The organism is Xanthocytophaga agilis (assembly GCF_030068605.1).
Taxonomy (GTDB): domain Bacteria; phylum Bacteroidota; class Bacteroidia; order Cytophagales; family 172606-1; genus Xanthocytophaga; species Xanthocytophaga agilis.
The window spans coordinates 1547512-1561988 of sequence record NZ_JASJOU010000001.1; the positions used below are offsets into that span (position 1 = coordinate 1547512).

A 14477-nucleotide genomic window follows, 5' to 3' on the forward strand; every position below is an offset into this window, starting at 1 on the left:
CAAATAGCTTATCAAAAGTTTAAGAATATATCTATTGTTCTCCCAACTTATCTATTTACACTTTAACAAATAACACCATGAAAACCTCAAAATCACTTCTCCTTGGACTCCTTATGCTTGTCCTGTTTAATGTTGGTTATGCACAGAATAAAATACCCGAAAACATCACCGTATTTACTCCGGAAGAGATGAACATGATGTGGAAAAAGTTCTCTTCTGATAAATCATGGCAGGTATTACAAAAAGAGGTGGATACCAAAAACTTTTACCGCATAGCCAATAAAGAGGCTGCCTGGGGCTTCAAAGGAACTATTACTGATGAAAAAGGGGTCAAATCAGAAGTACTTTTTTGTGTTTATGACTTCCTGAATCCCAAAAACGAGAAACAAGGTTGTTCTATGGTCTGGAGTAAAGTCGGCGAAAAAAGCTATAAGGCCTATCTGGTCTTTCCCGAAGGAGTAACAGATCTGGATAAAAAGTTTGAAGCATCTGAGGAATGGTATGTGGATGCATCCAATAAAATTCAGAAAGCCAATAGCTGGGGGAAATGCTTTCGTAAATGTGTGCAACGAGGTGTGCCTGTACCTGGTGTAGAAACCGAAATCGGAAAAGACAAAAGCAAAATCAAAGTTGGCGATGCAACACTGACAGTAAGCTGTCCGGGGCTTTGTTTTGCCAGTGCACTCAGTTGTAGCACCTTGGCAGCAGGAACAGCCATAGCTATTATAGGTGCTGGAGTGGCAACTGCGAGTACAGGTGGTATTACACTCCCTGTGCTTATCGCAGCAGGTGGATTTGGTGCAGCAGTATTATTTACCTGTACAGCAACAGGATGTGGTAGTTGTATTTTTCTCTGTGCCTTAGGATGTGTTGGTGAGTAATATAGTGCATGTAGTCCTTCTATGTATACAAATCTACCGGAATAAAATCTTCCGGTAGATTGCAACTCCTCTACTGTTTATATGAAACCATATATCCTATTTTCGATTATAAACTTAGTTTGTACTGTGTGGGTACTTGCTCAGAATCCAGTACTGGAACCTCCTCAACCTACGAATAATACAGCAGAGAAACCCTTGGAGTTCAGCATTCCGGTATCAGCTGCATTCGATCTTCTGGGAGTTAATCCTGCATCTGTGATGAAGCCCGGCAATATTCGTGATATAAAAGTTGACTGGTCATTTCGATCGTGGCGACTGCGACCCAATATTGCCATTCAAGCTCAACCTATCTGGGAAATCTTTTACAATCGCCCTCACCTGACACGTTATCAGCGTGCCAATCGCTTTTCAAAAATGCTGTCCACACTGGATTTATCGTTTGGGACAGTAGAAGATGAAAATCAGAATCGCCGTCTTGCCATGGCAACTAAACTTACTCTCTTTCGTAGCAAAGATCCACTGGACCAACCGGATTTATATAATAATCTAACCGAAGAATTTTACCAGCAACGGGTAGAACTGGAAAAGACGTTGCAGCTACTTCATGACTCACTGACACATACTCCCAAAGAATCGGATCTGCTACCCACCCGATTTAAGATACAAGAACAAATAACCTCCATTCAACAGCAGCTTCTGACTATGGATCAGACACAACGACAACGCATTCAGGAACTAGCTACACTATTTGTAAAAGAAAACTGGAATGCTTCCTTTCTGGATATTGCCTTTGGTAAAGCGTATACCTTTCAGAATCCAGTACTGGATAGCCTGAAACTTGCGGAAGATGGCTGGTCTGTCTGGACAAATGGAAGTGTAGGTATTGGGAGAAGATTACTTTTGAGTGGACTGGTTCGATACACAGAGTTTACGAAAGATACATTGCACCAAGACAGGCCTATTAAACAATACACAATGGGGATAAATCTTCGCTATGGAAGTCCACGCTTCAATTTTTTTGTAGAAATGATTAATCAGAAGATTGATCTGCCGATCCGTCAGGATACTTTTACCATAGCCTATGGTGGTGACTGGCGATTTAGTAGAAATGTGATGATTAGTTATGCTGTTCGTACAATATATAATCGCAAATTTACTTTTCAGAATCTTATTCCTATTGCTTCTATTTCATGTATGATGCGATGAACCCACTAGTACCTATGTGGATTATGATGGTAGATAGATCCGGAATGTTGTTCCTTTGTTGGGTTCACTCTCCACCTCAATTTTACCATTCATTACATCAACCTGTTCCTTTACAATAAACAATCCCATTCCTTTCCCTTCTGTATGAAAATGCATACGATGGTACAGCTTAAAGAGTTTTTTTGGATCATTTTTTGTCAAATCCATACCTAAACCATTATCCTGTACAGACAGACAAATATACTTATCTACCTGTGTTGTTTGTATAGTAATCACAAGAGATCGATCAGGGCTACGATATTTAATTGCATTGGATAGTAAATTATATAAAATACTTGTCAGATAACTTCGGATAGCAGTAATTACTTGTACAGCCGAAAAATCAGTTAGTACCTGCGCCTGAGTATTGGCAATTGGTCCTTTCAAACTTTCCAGTACTGTTTGTGCAACCTCATCCATATGTACAGGTTCCCGTACAGCATCTGCCTGATTACGCATTAGCAGAATATCATTCAGGTCATTGACAATCATGTCCAGATTACTAGCCGAACGATTCAGGTATTCGAGCATTTGAGGAGTCGCCGAACTATTCTGCTGGCTTTCGCTAAAGATCCCAACCAAACCCATGATCTGAGCGATAGGCGCCCGAAGGTTATGGGAAATGATGTAAGTAAACTGTTCCAGATTCTGATTTTGCTTTACCAGATTATCATGAGCAATTTGTAATTCCTCAGTTCGTTCAGCTACACTTTCCTCCAGATGATTATTCAAATCCAGTATCTCTTCGTTTTGTCGGTTTATCTCCTCATTTTTTTCAAATAGTTCCCTTTGCTGAGTGATCAATAACTGATTTGCCTTATTTTTCTGATGATTACTTCTATATAACAGTCCGGCAAACAATGTTGTGCAAACCAACAGAAAAGAAGAAGCAAGTAACCAGGATTCCTTCTTTTGTTCTGAAGCAGTAATGACAGCATTGTTTTTTTTCAACAACTCTATTTCTCCCTGTTTTTTATCAAATTCAAAAGAAACGCGAATGTGTTCAACCTCTGTATTAAATGATTGTCGCCCCAAAGAATCTTTTACCTGATAGTACAGTTGCTGATAATAGAATGCACTATCAAACTGGTTAGCATGTTGGTAGCAATCTACATATGATTGATATACCTCTACCAGATCATCGTATTCCTTTTCACGCATCGCCAATAGACGGGCATTCGCCAATACCTGTTTGGCCTGAGCATATTTTTGTTCTTTTGTATAGATTTGGCTTACTCTGCTCATGGTAGTTACTACATCCCCCCATATCATAAATTTACGACTTAGCTCCAGGTTAGCCTGATAATATTTCAGGGCCGCTGTATACTTATGTTGTAGCTCATATATGTGCCCGATATTACCATAATTTATCCCTATCCAAGCACTATCTTCTACTTCTTCAGCCAGGTGTAATGACTGCTTATTATAATTTATCGCCTTTGTATATTGCTTTTGATTGCGATAAATTAAGCCAATCGTATTCAGCAAACTAATATGCGAACGAGAATCCAGAGAGTCTCCACTAGTCTCTAGCGCCTTCTGCAGATAGGAAAGAGAAAGTTTTTCTTGTTTGGTGTGATAAAAAAGATTCCCAATTCGATAAAGAATTCGCCCCTCGGCTAACTTTTGTTTATTACTGATATAGAGGTTTAGTGCATTGAGATAATACTTTAGACTAGAATCTGCTTGATCCAGTGAATTGTATACATTTCCTGTTTGGGCAAGATCATCTGCCAGTTCAACAGGCAAATGATAACTGCGGGCCAATTGGCAAGCCTGCACGGCAGCATCAAGCGCTTTAGGAACATGATTTATCAACTCATAAATAACTGCTTCTATCCGATATCCTGCAGCCAGAGGTCCTTTAAAAGACAAATGTTTGCTGGCATTCCGTATTTTACCCAACATACTTAGCAATTCATTGTCTGACAGCTGATCTGCTGCCAGACGCAGGTTATTCTCAAGTTTTTGATACGTAACCCGATACGTAGCAGGAGTAGTATGAGCTAACTCACTAATAGTAGAATCTATTGCCTGATGTTGAGCAACCAAACTATCTACAACACCTACAAAAAAAAATGCTATCAGATAAAATACACGTATGTCAGAATAGATTTTCACAAAGCAATAAGATCAAAAAAGGATAATATAATGTATATACAATACTATTTCATAACTGAAACAGCATCGTACTTCTGAAGGCACATTTACATGTGACACGCAGATTTTTCGTAAAGCTGTGAGATTCTAACGTATTAGGGGTAAGTGTACTAAATCAATGTATACAGGTTTGAGAAATTTCAGGCACAAACTATTCGTTTCTGTCTGATTTTCAAAAAAATATATACTACAAAGATTAGTAGTTCCAAAAAAGTAACTCAATAATCCATTCCTTTTTATAAAAAGGGATAGCAAGAAATGACAAAACATACAGTCTCGAAATATTATCTAAATATAGCCCGGTTTTATACAAATCTACCAAAGTATCTAAAAATATCATAATCTCTTTTTCAGGATATTATGAAAAGATCATACATAATCAGCTAAAAAATCAGTCAGTCAGATAATACGCTACAACTTGTGTAAATTTTCACTTATCCGAATGCTTTTTATGTTGATTGAGTTTTTCTATAAAGAGAGCAAGTCGTTGGGTACGTGTTTCAGCTTTTTTAGCTGATTCAATCCAGACAATGTATTCCTTTCGGTTGGTATAAGACAATTTCTCAAAATAGGCTTTTGCTTCAGGATTAGCATCTAATAATGGAATCACACCTTCCGGAAGTTCGACCATTCTTTCCTCTGTATCTTTCTCTATTTCTACATCCACTATATCACCAAATGTTTTATTGAGTTCTTTGCGGATAGCTTTTGTCATCCCTAGTCTATGGCACCCCGTCCCCATATTAGCAAGGCTCCCCCGATAAAGCACTTTGCCATCGAACAATGCTTTTACTTTTACCTGTCCTTTCACTCCATACAATTCCTGCACATCATACGGAAATGCGATATAGCCAGCATCCATTTCATTATGCTGTTCAATTTTAGCAGCAAACGTTACTTTTTGGTTTTGTTCCATCTCATCAGGAAGTGGGGTATAACCATCTTTCATCAAATTTATCAAAAGTAGTTGAATTTAACGTATGTTGTTTGTTCTCAAACCATCCACCTGACAGCTACAAAAACAAATACACTGATGCTCTGTATCTGGTAAATTTTACTAGCATTCCGCTATTCAGACATACACTTATAATCTTTCTATAGTTACTCATTATCTACCTTCTTATACCCTATTACTACTTATTTCAAGAAAATACATCTTCTTTAGTATCTCTCTTTTCATTTTATACATTCAGATTCATAGCCAATCCTACAAAACAGACTGTATCCTGTATGGTGCTACTTGTTATAATGAGTATATGCCATAGAAACGACTGGAGAAAGATATCCCAATGATGAAGCAAACAGGAATCAATGTGGTTCGTATAGCAGAGTTGTCGTGGAGTATAGTAGAGCCTTAGGATGGTATATTTGACGCATATTGATTGTATATTAGATGCTATGCACAAGGCAATTATCCGAGTCATTATAGGCATGCCAACCTATGCGGTTCCAACATGGCTGGTTCGTAAGTATCCGGATGTACTGGCTATTACTCTTAGAGGTCAGAATCAATAGGGTGTGCGACAGAAAATTGATAGTACTAATTCTCACTTTCGGTTTCATGCGGAACGGGTAATATGCAAAATACTGGAACAGGTACAAAAACATCCTGTCATTATCGGCTATCAGGTTGATAACGAAACCAAATCCTATCAGACTGCAGGGCCCTGTTCAAAAAGTATTTGTAGAATACTTGAAAAACAAATTCAAAACTCTGGATAAGATCAATGGCAATTCTCTATCATTGAAGAAAACCAGAGACATAAAAAAAGAACCAGACCTTATTAGTCTGGTTCTGGTATATACTTAGACATTATGTAGTTCTGCTTCTTTCTCTTTTTGGATTGTAGCTGCATTTGGACGAATAATCAGTCGCAAGGTAGGATCGTTGGTAATAAATGACCACATCCAGCTAAAGGCCAAACGCATTTTATTTCTAAAGCCAACCAATGGTATAATGTGAATAAACAACCAAACCATCCAGGCAAAGAAACCTTTGAAAGAGAATCCAGGCAGATCGGCAACCGCTTTGTATTTGGAGATGATTGCCATGCTACCCTTGTCGTTGTACCGGAAAGGTTTTAATGTTTCATTGTCCTTCAACCGCTTCAGGTTTTTAGCCAGCAATGCACCTTGCTGTATAGCGACCTGTGCCACCTGTGGATGACCTTTCGGGAACTTCGGATCTGACAACTGCATACACTGATCACCCAAAGCAAAGATATTAGTTGTTCCCTGTACCTGATTGTATTCATTTACCAGAATACGTCTTCCTCGTGTAATAACCTCAGGAGCCAGGCCTGGTGCTTCTCTGGCAATTACCCCGGAAGCCCATAATAAAGCATTGGTTTCAATGGTACGTCCATCTGCCAGAAACACCTTTCCATCCCGATAATCTTTTACAGGTGTATTCAGAATAACATTTACACCTAGCTTTTCCAGTACATGAGCAGCTTCTTTCTGGGCTTTGGTACTCATTGGAGCCAATAACACGGGACCGGCATCAACCAGGTAGATGTGTGACCCAAAGTCCTTAATTTCAGGATATTCTTTTTCTGCTGTATATTGTCCCAACTCCGCCAGCATACCTGCCAGTTCTACTCCGGTAGGACCTCCTCCAGCAATCACTATATTCAGATAGCAATCCCGTTCTTCTTTAGTTTTTGCTCTCACAGCCTTCTCCATATTCATCAGCAACTGATTTCGAAGTACCAGTGCCTCATCAATGGTTTTCATAGGCAGAGCCTTCTGAGCAACTCCTTCTATACCAAAATAGTTGGTTTCAGTACCCATAGCCAGGACCAGATAGTCATAAGGCAGTATACCTGTATCTGTCTCAATTGTATTGTTCTCTGGGTTTATTCTGATAAGACTTCCCATATGAAACCGCAAATTATCCTTATGCTGAAACATTCTGCGGAAAGGGTGACTTATATTGGAAGGCTCAATAAAAGCAGTGGCCACCTGATACAAAAGTGGTGGAAAGAAATGATAGTTATTCTTGTCGACAAGAGTTATCTCAAACTGTTTGTCATGTGATAGCGACTTAACGAAGTTGATTCCAGCGAATCCGCCGCCCACTACTACAATTTTCATTGCCGTAAAGGTTTATATAAAAAATAATAGGTTGGTATGATCTCGGACTCAAAATACTATGCTTAGCCATATAATCCGTTTTTGCACTACCTTTCTACCTCACAATAGCTTTCTGTTACTGGGTATTCCTATCCTTTTTTCTATATGTCTAAAAGTATGCCATAGACTCTTTGATGATAATCTCCCCCTCTATTGTATAAAACCCTTAAATGCCTGTGTATAGTTCTTCCCAACCTGAATTCTTTTGTTATTTTTTAAGATTACCATTTTACCTTCCAGGTAAGCTACATGATTTTTGTTAACAATGAAAGATTTGTGTACACGAATAAAATCATTTTCAGGCAATTGCTCTTCAAAACTACCCATGGTACGCATGGTAAGATGATAGCGATCCTCCAGCCAAATCTTTATATAATTGCCATAGGCTTCCAGATAATAGATATCCTTCAGATTTAATTGAATAAATCGTTTATCAGATTTAATAAAAATCTGTTGTTCTGGAGCAGGTTCACTAACAACAGGAAGATTGTTCCCTTCCTGGTTTTTCAGTTGATACAATTCATAGGCTTTTTGAACAGCTTTCAGAAAACGATCAAACCGAAACGGCTTTAGCAGGTAATCACACACATCCAGTTCAAAGCTTTCCAATGCATATTCCTGATAGGCAGAAGTGATAATTACCATAGGCTTCTGGCGAAGAGTCCGTAGTAAATCCAGTCCTTGTATTCTGGGCATCCGGATATCTAAAAAAATCAGATCTATCTTTTGGGTGTTTACTACCTGTATAGCTTCTGATGCCTGATAGCATTGCCCTACTACCTGCACAAAAGACACATCTTCCAGGTACCGAAGAATAACATCGTGTGCCAGAGGTTCATCATCAATAATCAGTGCAGAGAGTTTCATGAGAAGAGTAATTTCAACTTCGCTGTATAAGTAGTTCCGTCAGACTGTAAAAGTAATTCATGTTTCTCAGGAAAAAGAAGTATCAGCTTTTGTTTGAGATTTTCCAGTCCAATGCCTTTCTGTTGTATCACTCCTGGTTCAAAAGTATTTATCGATGTAAATAAAAGGCTCTGAGCATCACTATATAGATGCAGGTGTAGATTTGTTTTTCCTTCCGCAGGTTCTATACCATGCTTAAATGCATTCTCAACCAGTGTGATTAGTAGCAAAGGTGGTATCTGAAGCTTGTTATCTTGTATTTGTTTCTCAAACCGGAAGTCAAATTCTTTATGTAACCGAATCTGTTGCAGACGAATATAGTCCTCTATATACGTTATATCTTCTTCAATAGCCACTTTTTGTTCTTTGCCTTTGTAGATCACATACCGCATCAGATCAGAGAGCTGCAAAATAAGTTCAGGGGTCTGATCTGATTTTGCCAGACTTAACGAATACAAATTGTTCAAGGTATTGAAGAAAAAATGCGGATTGACTTGCTGTTTCAATAAATCCAGTTCTGTCTGCGCCTTTGATTTTTCCAGAGCAATAATCTGGTTATTTTGCCGGAACCACTGAAGAGTCAATACTATAGGTAGACTGATGGCAATAATAGCAAAGGCACCCCAACCATTTTCTCCATGAAAAGCCGAAGTAACCATCCCTCCCAGCAAAGAATTGATAGGCAGAAGCATAATGATTTGTGCCCATATAGGGTAGAACAACACTATACATGCTATTGTAGCAAGAAAATAAGTAATAAACCCTCTCTGCTTTAGTAGTTTGGGAATCAGAAAATGCCGGTTTATATAATAGAAAAAGAAAAAAGCAAAGTAGGTAATAAAGAACTGTCCCCAAATCAGTACCAAAGACCAGAGATTATATATGATCTTCTGAAAGTCGAAAACATATCCTATCAGAAGTTGTTCTTTGGTATGATACTCCGGGTTATTCATACTGGAAACTGTCATCAGAGCCAGTATAAGGGCTATTAGCAACATAGAGAGTAAAATCATGGTGTCCAGCTCCAGAAATCGTAACCAGGCTCTGGACGGAATCTTTTTTCGAAGATACCGATTGGCTTCCAGTACAACTTTTAAACCGATTACCAACAAGGCTATTGTGATCAGAAAATCTGCAGGCAAAAGAATGCCACAACACATCTCAACATTCGGATACCACCAGGTAAACACAGGCAAATAGCCTCCAAAACAAACAACACAGGCAACAATATAATATCTAGTTCTGAAGGAACGAACAAGGTAGCCTCTGACACTTTCAAACAACAATACAGGGCAGAAAAGAATAGTCAACTGCATGGTGTAAGACAGATATTCTGTCCAGCTATAGGGAGGATATTCATTGGTTTTATATAAGCTGCCAAAGAGTATCAATCCACCATAGACCCAAACATCACTAGTCAGGAAAAAAGCTTCTATCTTTTTCGGGAATGCATTCATAGTATGATTTACAAACCACCAAAGAAGATATATTTAAAACCCTAAATCAAATTAAAATGATCAAAGGCGGTATTTTCATGATAAACATTCCGTCTATCTATCTTCCGAAAATAATATACTCTTCATCATCACTTTAACAGCTGTCATCATTATAAGTTGGTGATCTGATGATTCTCCAGATCCTTTGTGAATAATTTTAATCCACGACAGATCTATGCAAACATTAGAGATCCGCAGCATTAGCAAGAGTTATTCTTCCGAAACCAAAGCACTGGATAATGTTTCGTTACATATCCCTCAAGGCATGTTTGGGTTACTGGGTCCAAACGGAGCAGGAAAATCCTCGCTGATGCGTACCATCGCCACCTTACAAAAGCCCGACGAGGGACAAATACTTTTTGGGGATATAGATATTCATCAAAACCCACAGGCTCTAAGAAGCCAGTTGGGATACCTGCCTCAGGAATTTGGTGTATATCCTCGTATGTCAGCTTTCGAACTCCTCGACCATATGGCTCTTTTGAAGGGTATTCTTTCCAGAAAACAACGTAGAGAACAGGCACTGGCTTTACTGGAACAAACCAATCTATATGCTGTTCGCAACAAAGCTGTAGGGACTTTTTCTGGTGGCATGAAACAACGCTTTGGCATTGCACAGGCATTATTGGGTAGTCCCCGTCTGATTATTGTGGACGAACCAACTGCGGGGTTAGATCCACAGGAACGCAATCGCTTTCTGAATCTGCTGAGTGAAATCGGCGAAAATGTTGTTCTGTTGTTGTCGACGCATATTGTGGAAGATGTAAGAGAACTATGCCCCCGTATGGCCATATTGGCAGGTGGCAAAATTGTATTACAAGGCGAACCAGCTTCATTAATCCAAACTCTGAAAGGACGCGTCTGGCACAAAACAATAAACAGAGACCAACTTCCACACTACCAGAAAACCTTATCTGTATTGTCTGTTCGCTTACTGGCCGGCAAAACGCAAATTCAAGTATTGTCTGACTATCAACCGGAAGCAGGATTTACTCTGCTGGAACCTGATCTGGAAGATGTGTATTTCTCGGTTTTGTTTGGTACACAATCCACTGGAAAGGAGATAAGTGTATGTTAATTCAGCTTATTACTTTTGAATGGAGGTATCATTTCAGACAAATCTCATTCAAAATTGCCGTACTGCTGTTTTTTGTTATGGGGTTCATCTCAGTCAAAGGTGGCTTTGGAGGAGAGGAAGTGTATAAGAACTCTCCCTATGCTATTGCAGTAATTCTTAGTTTATTTTCTTTGTTTCTATTATTTGGTACTACTGTCTTTGCAGTTAATGTGGTTTTACGAGATAGTACACACAAAATGGATTCGCTGGTTTATGCTACGTCCATCAGTAAGTTCCAGTATCTGATCTCTCGTTTTGCCGGATTACTTCTACCAACACTATTCATTCTCTTCATGATTGTAATGGGGATGTTACTTGGGCTATTTTTGGTTCAATCTGCCTATATTGGGCCTTTTCACTCCTCATATTACTTATATCCATTGCTGGAATTAGGGATACCCAATATTCTGTTTAATACCACAGTGATTTTTGCCGTAGCTCTGTTAACACGCAGTTCAATACTCACCTACATTGCAGGAGTGGGAGTATACATTTTGTATATGGTGGCTTCTATTCTGGGTAATTCACCTATGCTGGCATCCTCCACATTCAAAAGCTCTCAGGATAATTTTCTCTCTGTCTTACTTGATCCCTATGGACTGGTAGCTTTTTTTGGAACAACCCGCTTCTGGTCTTCTACTCAACGTAATACACAATTGCTTTCACTGGAAGGTTCATTCCTGGCAAACAGGTTTCTATGGATAGGCCTAAGTCTGCTTTTGTTTGCACTCACCTGCAAACTCGCTTCGTTTCGTACACTACCAATCAGGCGTACAAAACAAAAACCTAAAAAAGATCAATCCTATACACCAACAGCATATAACCTGGTCTTGTCCAATACATTTTTACCGACAACTCAGGCAAGGATGTTTATCGGACAAACCTGGCTTTCTGTGAAACAGATGTTTGGGAATATCGCATTCATAGCCATGCTGGTACTCTGGGTATTTTACCTTAGCATCGAAGTGAGTGAATCGATGACAAATGGAGCTTTTGGCATCTCGTTTTACCCAACAACCAGCTTGATTGTTAATGAAATTCTGGAAACGAAACCAGCTATTCTTATTCTGTTGTTTTACAGCATGGAACTCCTCTGGCATGAACGCACTGTCAAAACAGATGCACTGATAGATACTACTCCGGTTTCAAATCTTGTACTGTTCTTGTCCAAAGTAGCCACAATGGCTTTTCTGGTGGTAACGCTGATTGTATTAAACTGTTTGACGGGCATAGGTGTACAACTCTTCCATAACTACTATACATTTGAATGTTCAGTATATTTATCTCTGCTCTACTATAGTGGCTTGCCACTTTTTTTCATTGGCTTACTGATTATAGTTCTCCAGCTAGTGATTGGCAATAAATACCTGGGTATGATTGTGTCAGGATGTCTTCTTTTATTACTTATTACGAATCAAATACCGGGTGTTGAACATTACCTGTTACGATTTGCCCAGACTCCTACCCTTCTACATTCTGCATTCAATGGCTTTGGTCACTATGCTCAGGCTTTTCACTGGTATATGGGCTACTGGAGTGCTTTTATGGGCCTCCTTGTTGTAATTGCCTATACCCTATGGATACGAGGAGAGCATCTTTCTTTCAGAACACGCATTCAACAAGCTCAGCTCTTTTCAGGAAAGTGGCAGAAAAGCTGGTTACTAGTATGCCTGCTCCTATTTTCAGCATGTGGAAGTTATATATTCTATCAGACAAACAAAGTACACAATTATCTTAGCTCAGGAGAAAAAGCAGACTATCGTGCATCCTATGAAAAAAAGTACAAACAGTATGCAGCTCTTCCTCAACCTATCATTACAGATGTAAAAACAACTGTTGACCTCTACCCTGAATTAAGAGAGTATTATGTAAAAGGCAGTTATCAGCTACAAAATAAGACAAGTGTGCCCATCCAAAAGGTTTTGGTCTGGTTGGACTCCGAAGTGGGGCAGTGTACAATATCACTACAAAATGTCCACCTTATCAAACACGATTCTGTATTCCATCATTACTGGTTACAGTTTGACAAACCTTTACAACCAGGACAAAAAACAACGATGCAATTTTCACTAAAGGTAAACCGATCAGGTTTTACACAGTTTAACAATGAAAATTCAGTTATCAGCAATGGTTCCTATATCGAGCTGGAAAAATATCTGCCTTTGTTTGGCTATGCTTATCACATAGAACTGGAGAATCCGATAGAACGTAGCAAAAGAGGCCTTACAGCTCAGAAATCTACATCTTACGCAGCCCTATCCAGACCTCAATATTACAACTGGGTACACTATGAGACTATTGTATCTACGTCAAAAGGACAAAAAGTAGTTACAGTAGGTAATCTGCAAAAAGAGTGGCAACAGACTGGCAGAAGCTATTTTCACTATAAGACAGACCAAACCATCGCTTTTTCCTTTGCTCTTTCCTCTGCCAACTATCAGGAAGCTCAAACCCATCACAAAGGAATTCAGATAAAGGCGTATTATCTTCCAGGACAGAGTTACAATGTAGCCAGCATGCTTGAGTCAGTTCGGCAGTCTTTGGACTCTTACCAGCAGGCATTTGGTCCCTATCAACATAAACAACTCTGTATTGCAGAGATACCACAGTATCGGGGAGCGGCTACAGCCTATCCAGGCATACTGTTTACAGCAGAAACCGTAAACTTTCTGGCTGATTATAGCGATGGCCAAAAGACAAATTATTCGTATACGATTCTGGCACATGAGATGGCACACGAATGGTGGGCACACCAACTGGAACCTGCTTCTTTGCCTGGTAGTAAGGTACTAACCGAAACCCTGGCAGAATATTCAGAAACCCTGCTAACAGAAAAGAAATATGGAAAAAATCGATTACGGGAATATCTTGGTAATAAACGGGATGAGTACTTTGCGGCACGAGGATATGCAGGAGAAAAAGAAGTACCTCTTGATCAGGTAACAAATCAGACCTATGTGTACTACTACAAAGGAGCTATTGTGATGCATGCTCTAAAGGAATCAATAGGCGCGGACAAAGTGAATCAGGCATTGCAGGCCCTACTCCTAAAACATACTATCCCTCACAGACAGGCATCCATACAGGACTTGTTAAACGAGCTATATATAGTTTCTCCCGATTCGCTGCACTCCCATATAGATGAATGGTTTAAGAAGATAGTATTTTATGATCTATCTATTCCTTCTGCCTCCTATCACAAACTTGCTGATGGTAAATTTCAGATTGACATGAATATCAATATACAGAAAAGTGAACTCTCTAATAGTAAAAAAGAAGTTGCGATGAAAATACACGAGCAAATACCTATTGGCGTATTTTCCTGTGATCCAGACAAGGTAGCAGATACCACAGAGATACTTTACTTGAAGTCGCATCCTTTCCATCAACCTACCAACCGGCTTTCAGTGATTGTTGACAAAGAACCTCATTCTATTGTCCTGGACCCTTATATCACTTTTATGGATAAGAATAAACAGAATAATGTATACCAATTGACACCTAAGAAATAATCAACTAGCTGATTCATACAAAGAA

The 14477-nt window shown here is 39.2% G+C and carries 10 protein-coding genes and 1 pseudogene; 6 read left to right on the top strand and 5 right to left on the bottom strand.

Going from position 1 to position 14477, the window contains the following annotated elements:
* Positions 1-77 precede the first annotated feature (77 nt).
* A complete protein-coding gene (locus tag QNI22_RS06370; protein WP_314509783.1) occupies positions 78-881 on the top strand; it encodes a hypothetical protein in 804 nt (267 codons plus the stop codon).
* An 81-nt stretch (positions 882-962) separates the two neighbouring features.
* Positions 963-2087, top strand: a complete 1125-nt coding sequence (locus tag QNI22_RS06375; RefSeq protein ID WP_314509784.1) for a hypothetical protein — start codon at positions 963-965, stop codon at positions 2085-2087.
* 21 nt (positions 2088-2108) lie between these two features.
* Here QNI22_RS06375 and QNI22_RS06380 read toward each other — a convergent pair whose 3' ends face one another.
* A complete protein-coding gene (locus QNI22_RS06380; RefSeq protein WP_314509785.1) occupies positions 2109-4247 on the bottom strand; it encodes an ATP-binding protein in 2139 nt (712 codons plus the stop codon).
* 469 nt (positions 4248-4716) lie between these two features.
* Positions 4717-5235 carry a YdeI/OmpD-associated family protein gene (locus QNI22_RS06385; RefSeq protein ID WP_314509786.1) on the bottom strand — a complete coding sequence of 173 codons (519 nt, stop codon included), beginning with the start codon at positions 5233-5235 and terminating at the stop codon, positions 4717-4719.
* 343 nt (positions 5236-5578) lie between these two features.
* On the opposite strand from QNI22_RS06385, the gene QNI22_RS06390 reads away from it, so the two are divergent.
* Together QNI22_RS06390 and QNI22_RS40240 are read left to right on the top strand one after the other, a co-directional pair.
* Positions 5579-5644, top strand: coding sequence for a hypothetical protein (locus tag QNI22_RS06390; RefSeq protein ID WP_314509857.1), 66 nt, complete (start codon positions 5579-5581; stop codon positions 5642-5644).
* Positions 5645-5717: 73 nt separating this feature from the next.
* Positions 5718-6008 (top strand): annotated as a pseudogene (locus tag QNI22_RS40240) (beta-galactosidase).
* A gap of 84 nt (positions 6009-6092) precedes the next feature.
* Here QNI22_RS40240 and QNI22_RS06400 read toward each other — a convergent pair.
* The 3 genes from QNI22_RS06400 to QNI22_RS06410 form a co-directional block, all read right to left on the bottom strand.
* Positions 6093-7382: an NAD(P)/FAD-dependent oxidoreductase gene (locus QNI22_RS06400; protein ID WP_314509789.1), complete on the bottom strand. Its 1290-nt coding sequence runs from the start codon at positions 7380-7382 to the stop codon at positions 6093-6095.
* A 189-nt stretch (positions 7383-7571) separates the two neighbouring features.
* Positions 7572-8288, bottom strand: coding sequence for a LytR/AlgR family response regulator transcription factor (locus QNI22_RS06405; protein ID WP_314509790.1), 717 nt, complete (start codon positions 8286-8288; stop codon positions 7572-7574).
* Entirely contained in the window at positions 8285-9784 is a 1500-nt protein-coding gene (locus QNI22_RS06410; RefSeq protein WP_314509792.1) for a sensor histidine kinase, read from the bottom strand. Before QNI22_RS06410 ends, QNI22_RS06405 begins: the two co-directional genes overlap by 4 nt.
* A 214-nt stretch (positions 9785-9998) precedes the next feature.
* Between QNI22_RS06410 and QNI22_RS06415 the strand changes: the two genes are divergently transcribed.
* On the top strand, positions 9999-10901 hold the full coding sequence (locus QNI22_RS06415; protein WP_314509794.1) for an ABC transporter ATP-binding protein: 903 nt from the start codon (positions 9999-10001) through the stop codon (positions 10899-10901).
* A gap of 77 nt (positions 10902-10978) precedes the next feature.
* Positions 10979-14452, top strand: a complete 3474-nt coding sequence (locus tag QNI22_RS06420) for an ABC transporter permease/M1 family aminopeptidase (protein ID WP_314509796.1) — start codon at positions 10979-10981, stop codon at positions 14450-14452.
* Positions 14453-14477 lie beyond the last annotated feature (25 nt).

Coding starts and splice junctions, on each gene's coding strand:
- QNI22_RS06370 (WP_314509783.1), top strand. CDS start 78: ATGAAAACCTCAAAATCACTTCTCCTTGGACTCCTTATGCTTGTCCTG.
- QNI22_RS06375 (WP_314509784.1), top strand. CDS start 963: ATGAAACCATATATCCTATTTTCGATTATAAACTTAGTTTGTACTGTG.
- QNI22_RS06385 (WP_314509786.1), bottom strand. CDS start 5,235: ATGAAAGATGGTTATACCCCACTTCCTGATGAGATGGAACAAAACCAA.
- QNI22_RS06400 (WP_314509789.1), bottom strand. CDS start 7,382: ATGAAAATTGTAGTAGTGGGCGGCGGATTCGCTGGAATCAACTTCGTT.
- QNI22_RS06405 (WP_314509790.1), bottom strand. CDS start 8,288: ATGAAACTCTCTGCACTGATTATTGATGATGAACCTCTGGCACACGAT.
- QNI22_RS06410 (WP_314509792.1), bottom strand. CDS start 9,784: ATGAATGCATTCCCGAAAAAGATAGAAGCTTTTTTCCTGACTAGTGAT.
- QNI22_RS06415 (WP_314509794.1), top strand. CDS start 9,999: ATGCAAACATTAGAGATCCGCAGCATTAGCAAGAGTTATTCTTCCGAA.
- QNI22_RS06420 (WP_314509796.1), top strand. CDS start 10,979: ATGGGGTTCATCTCAGTCAAAGGTGGCTTTGGAGGAGAGGAAGTGTAT.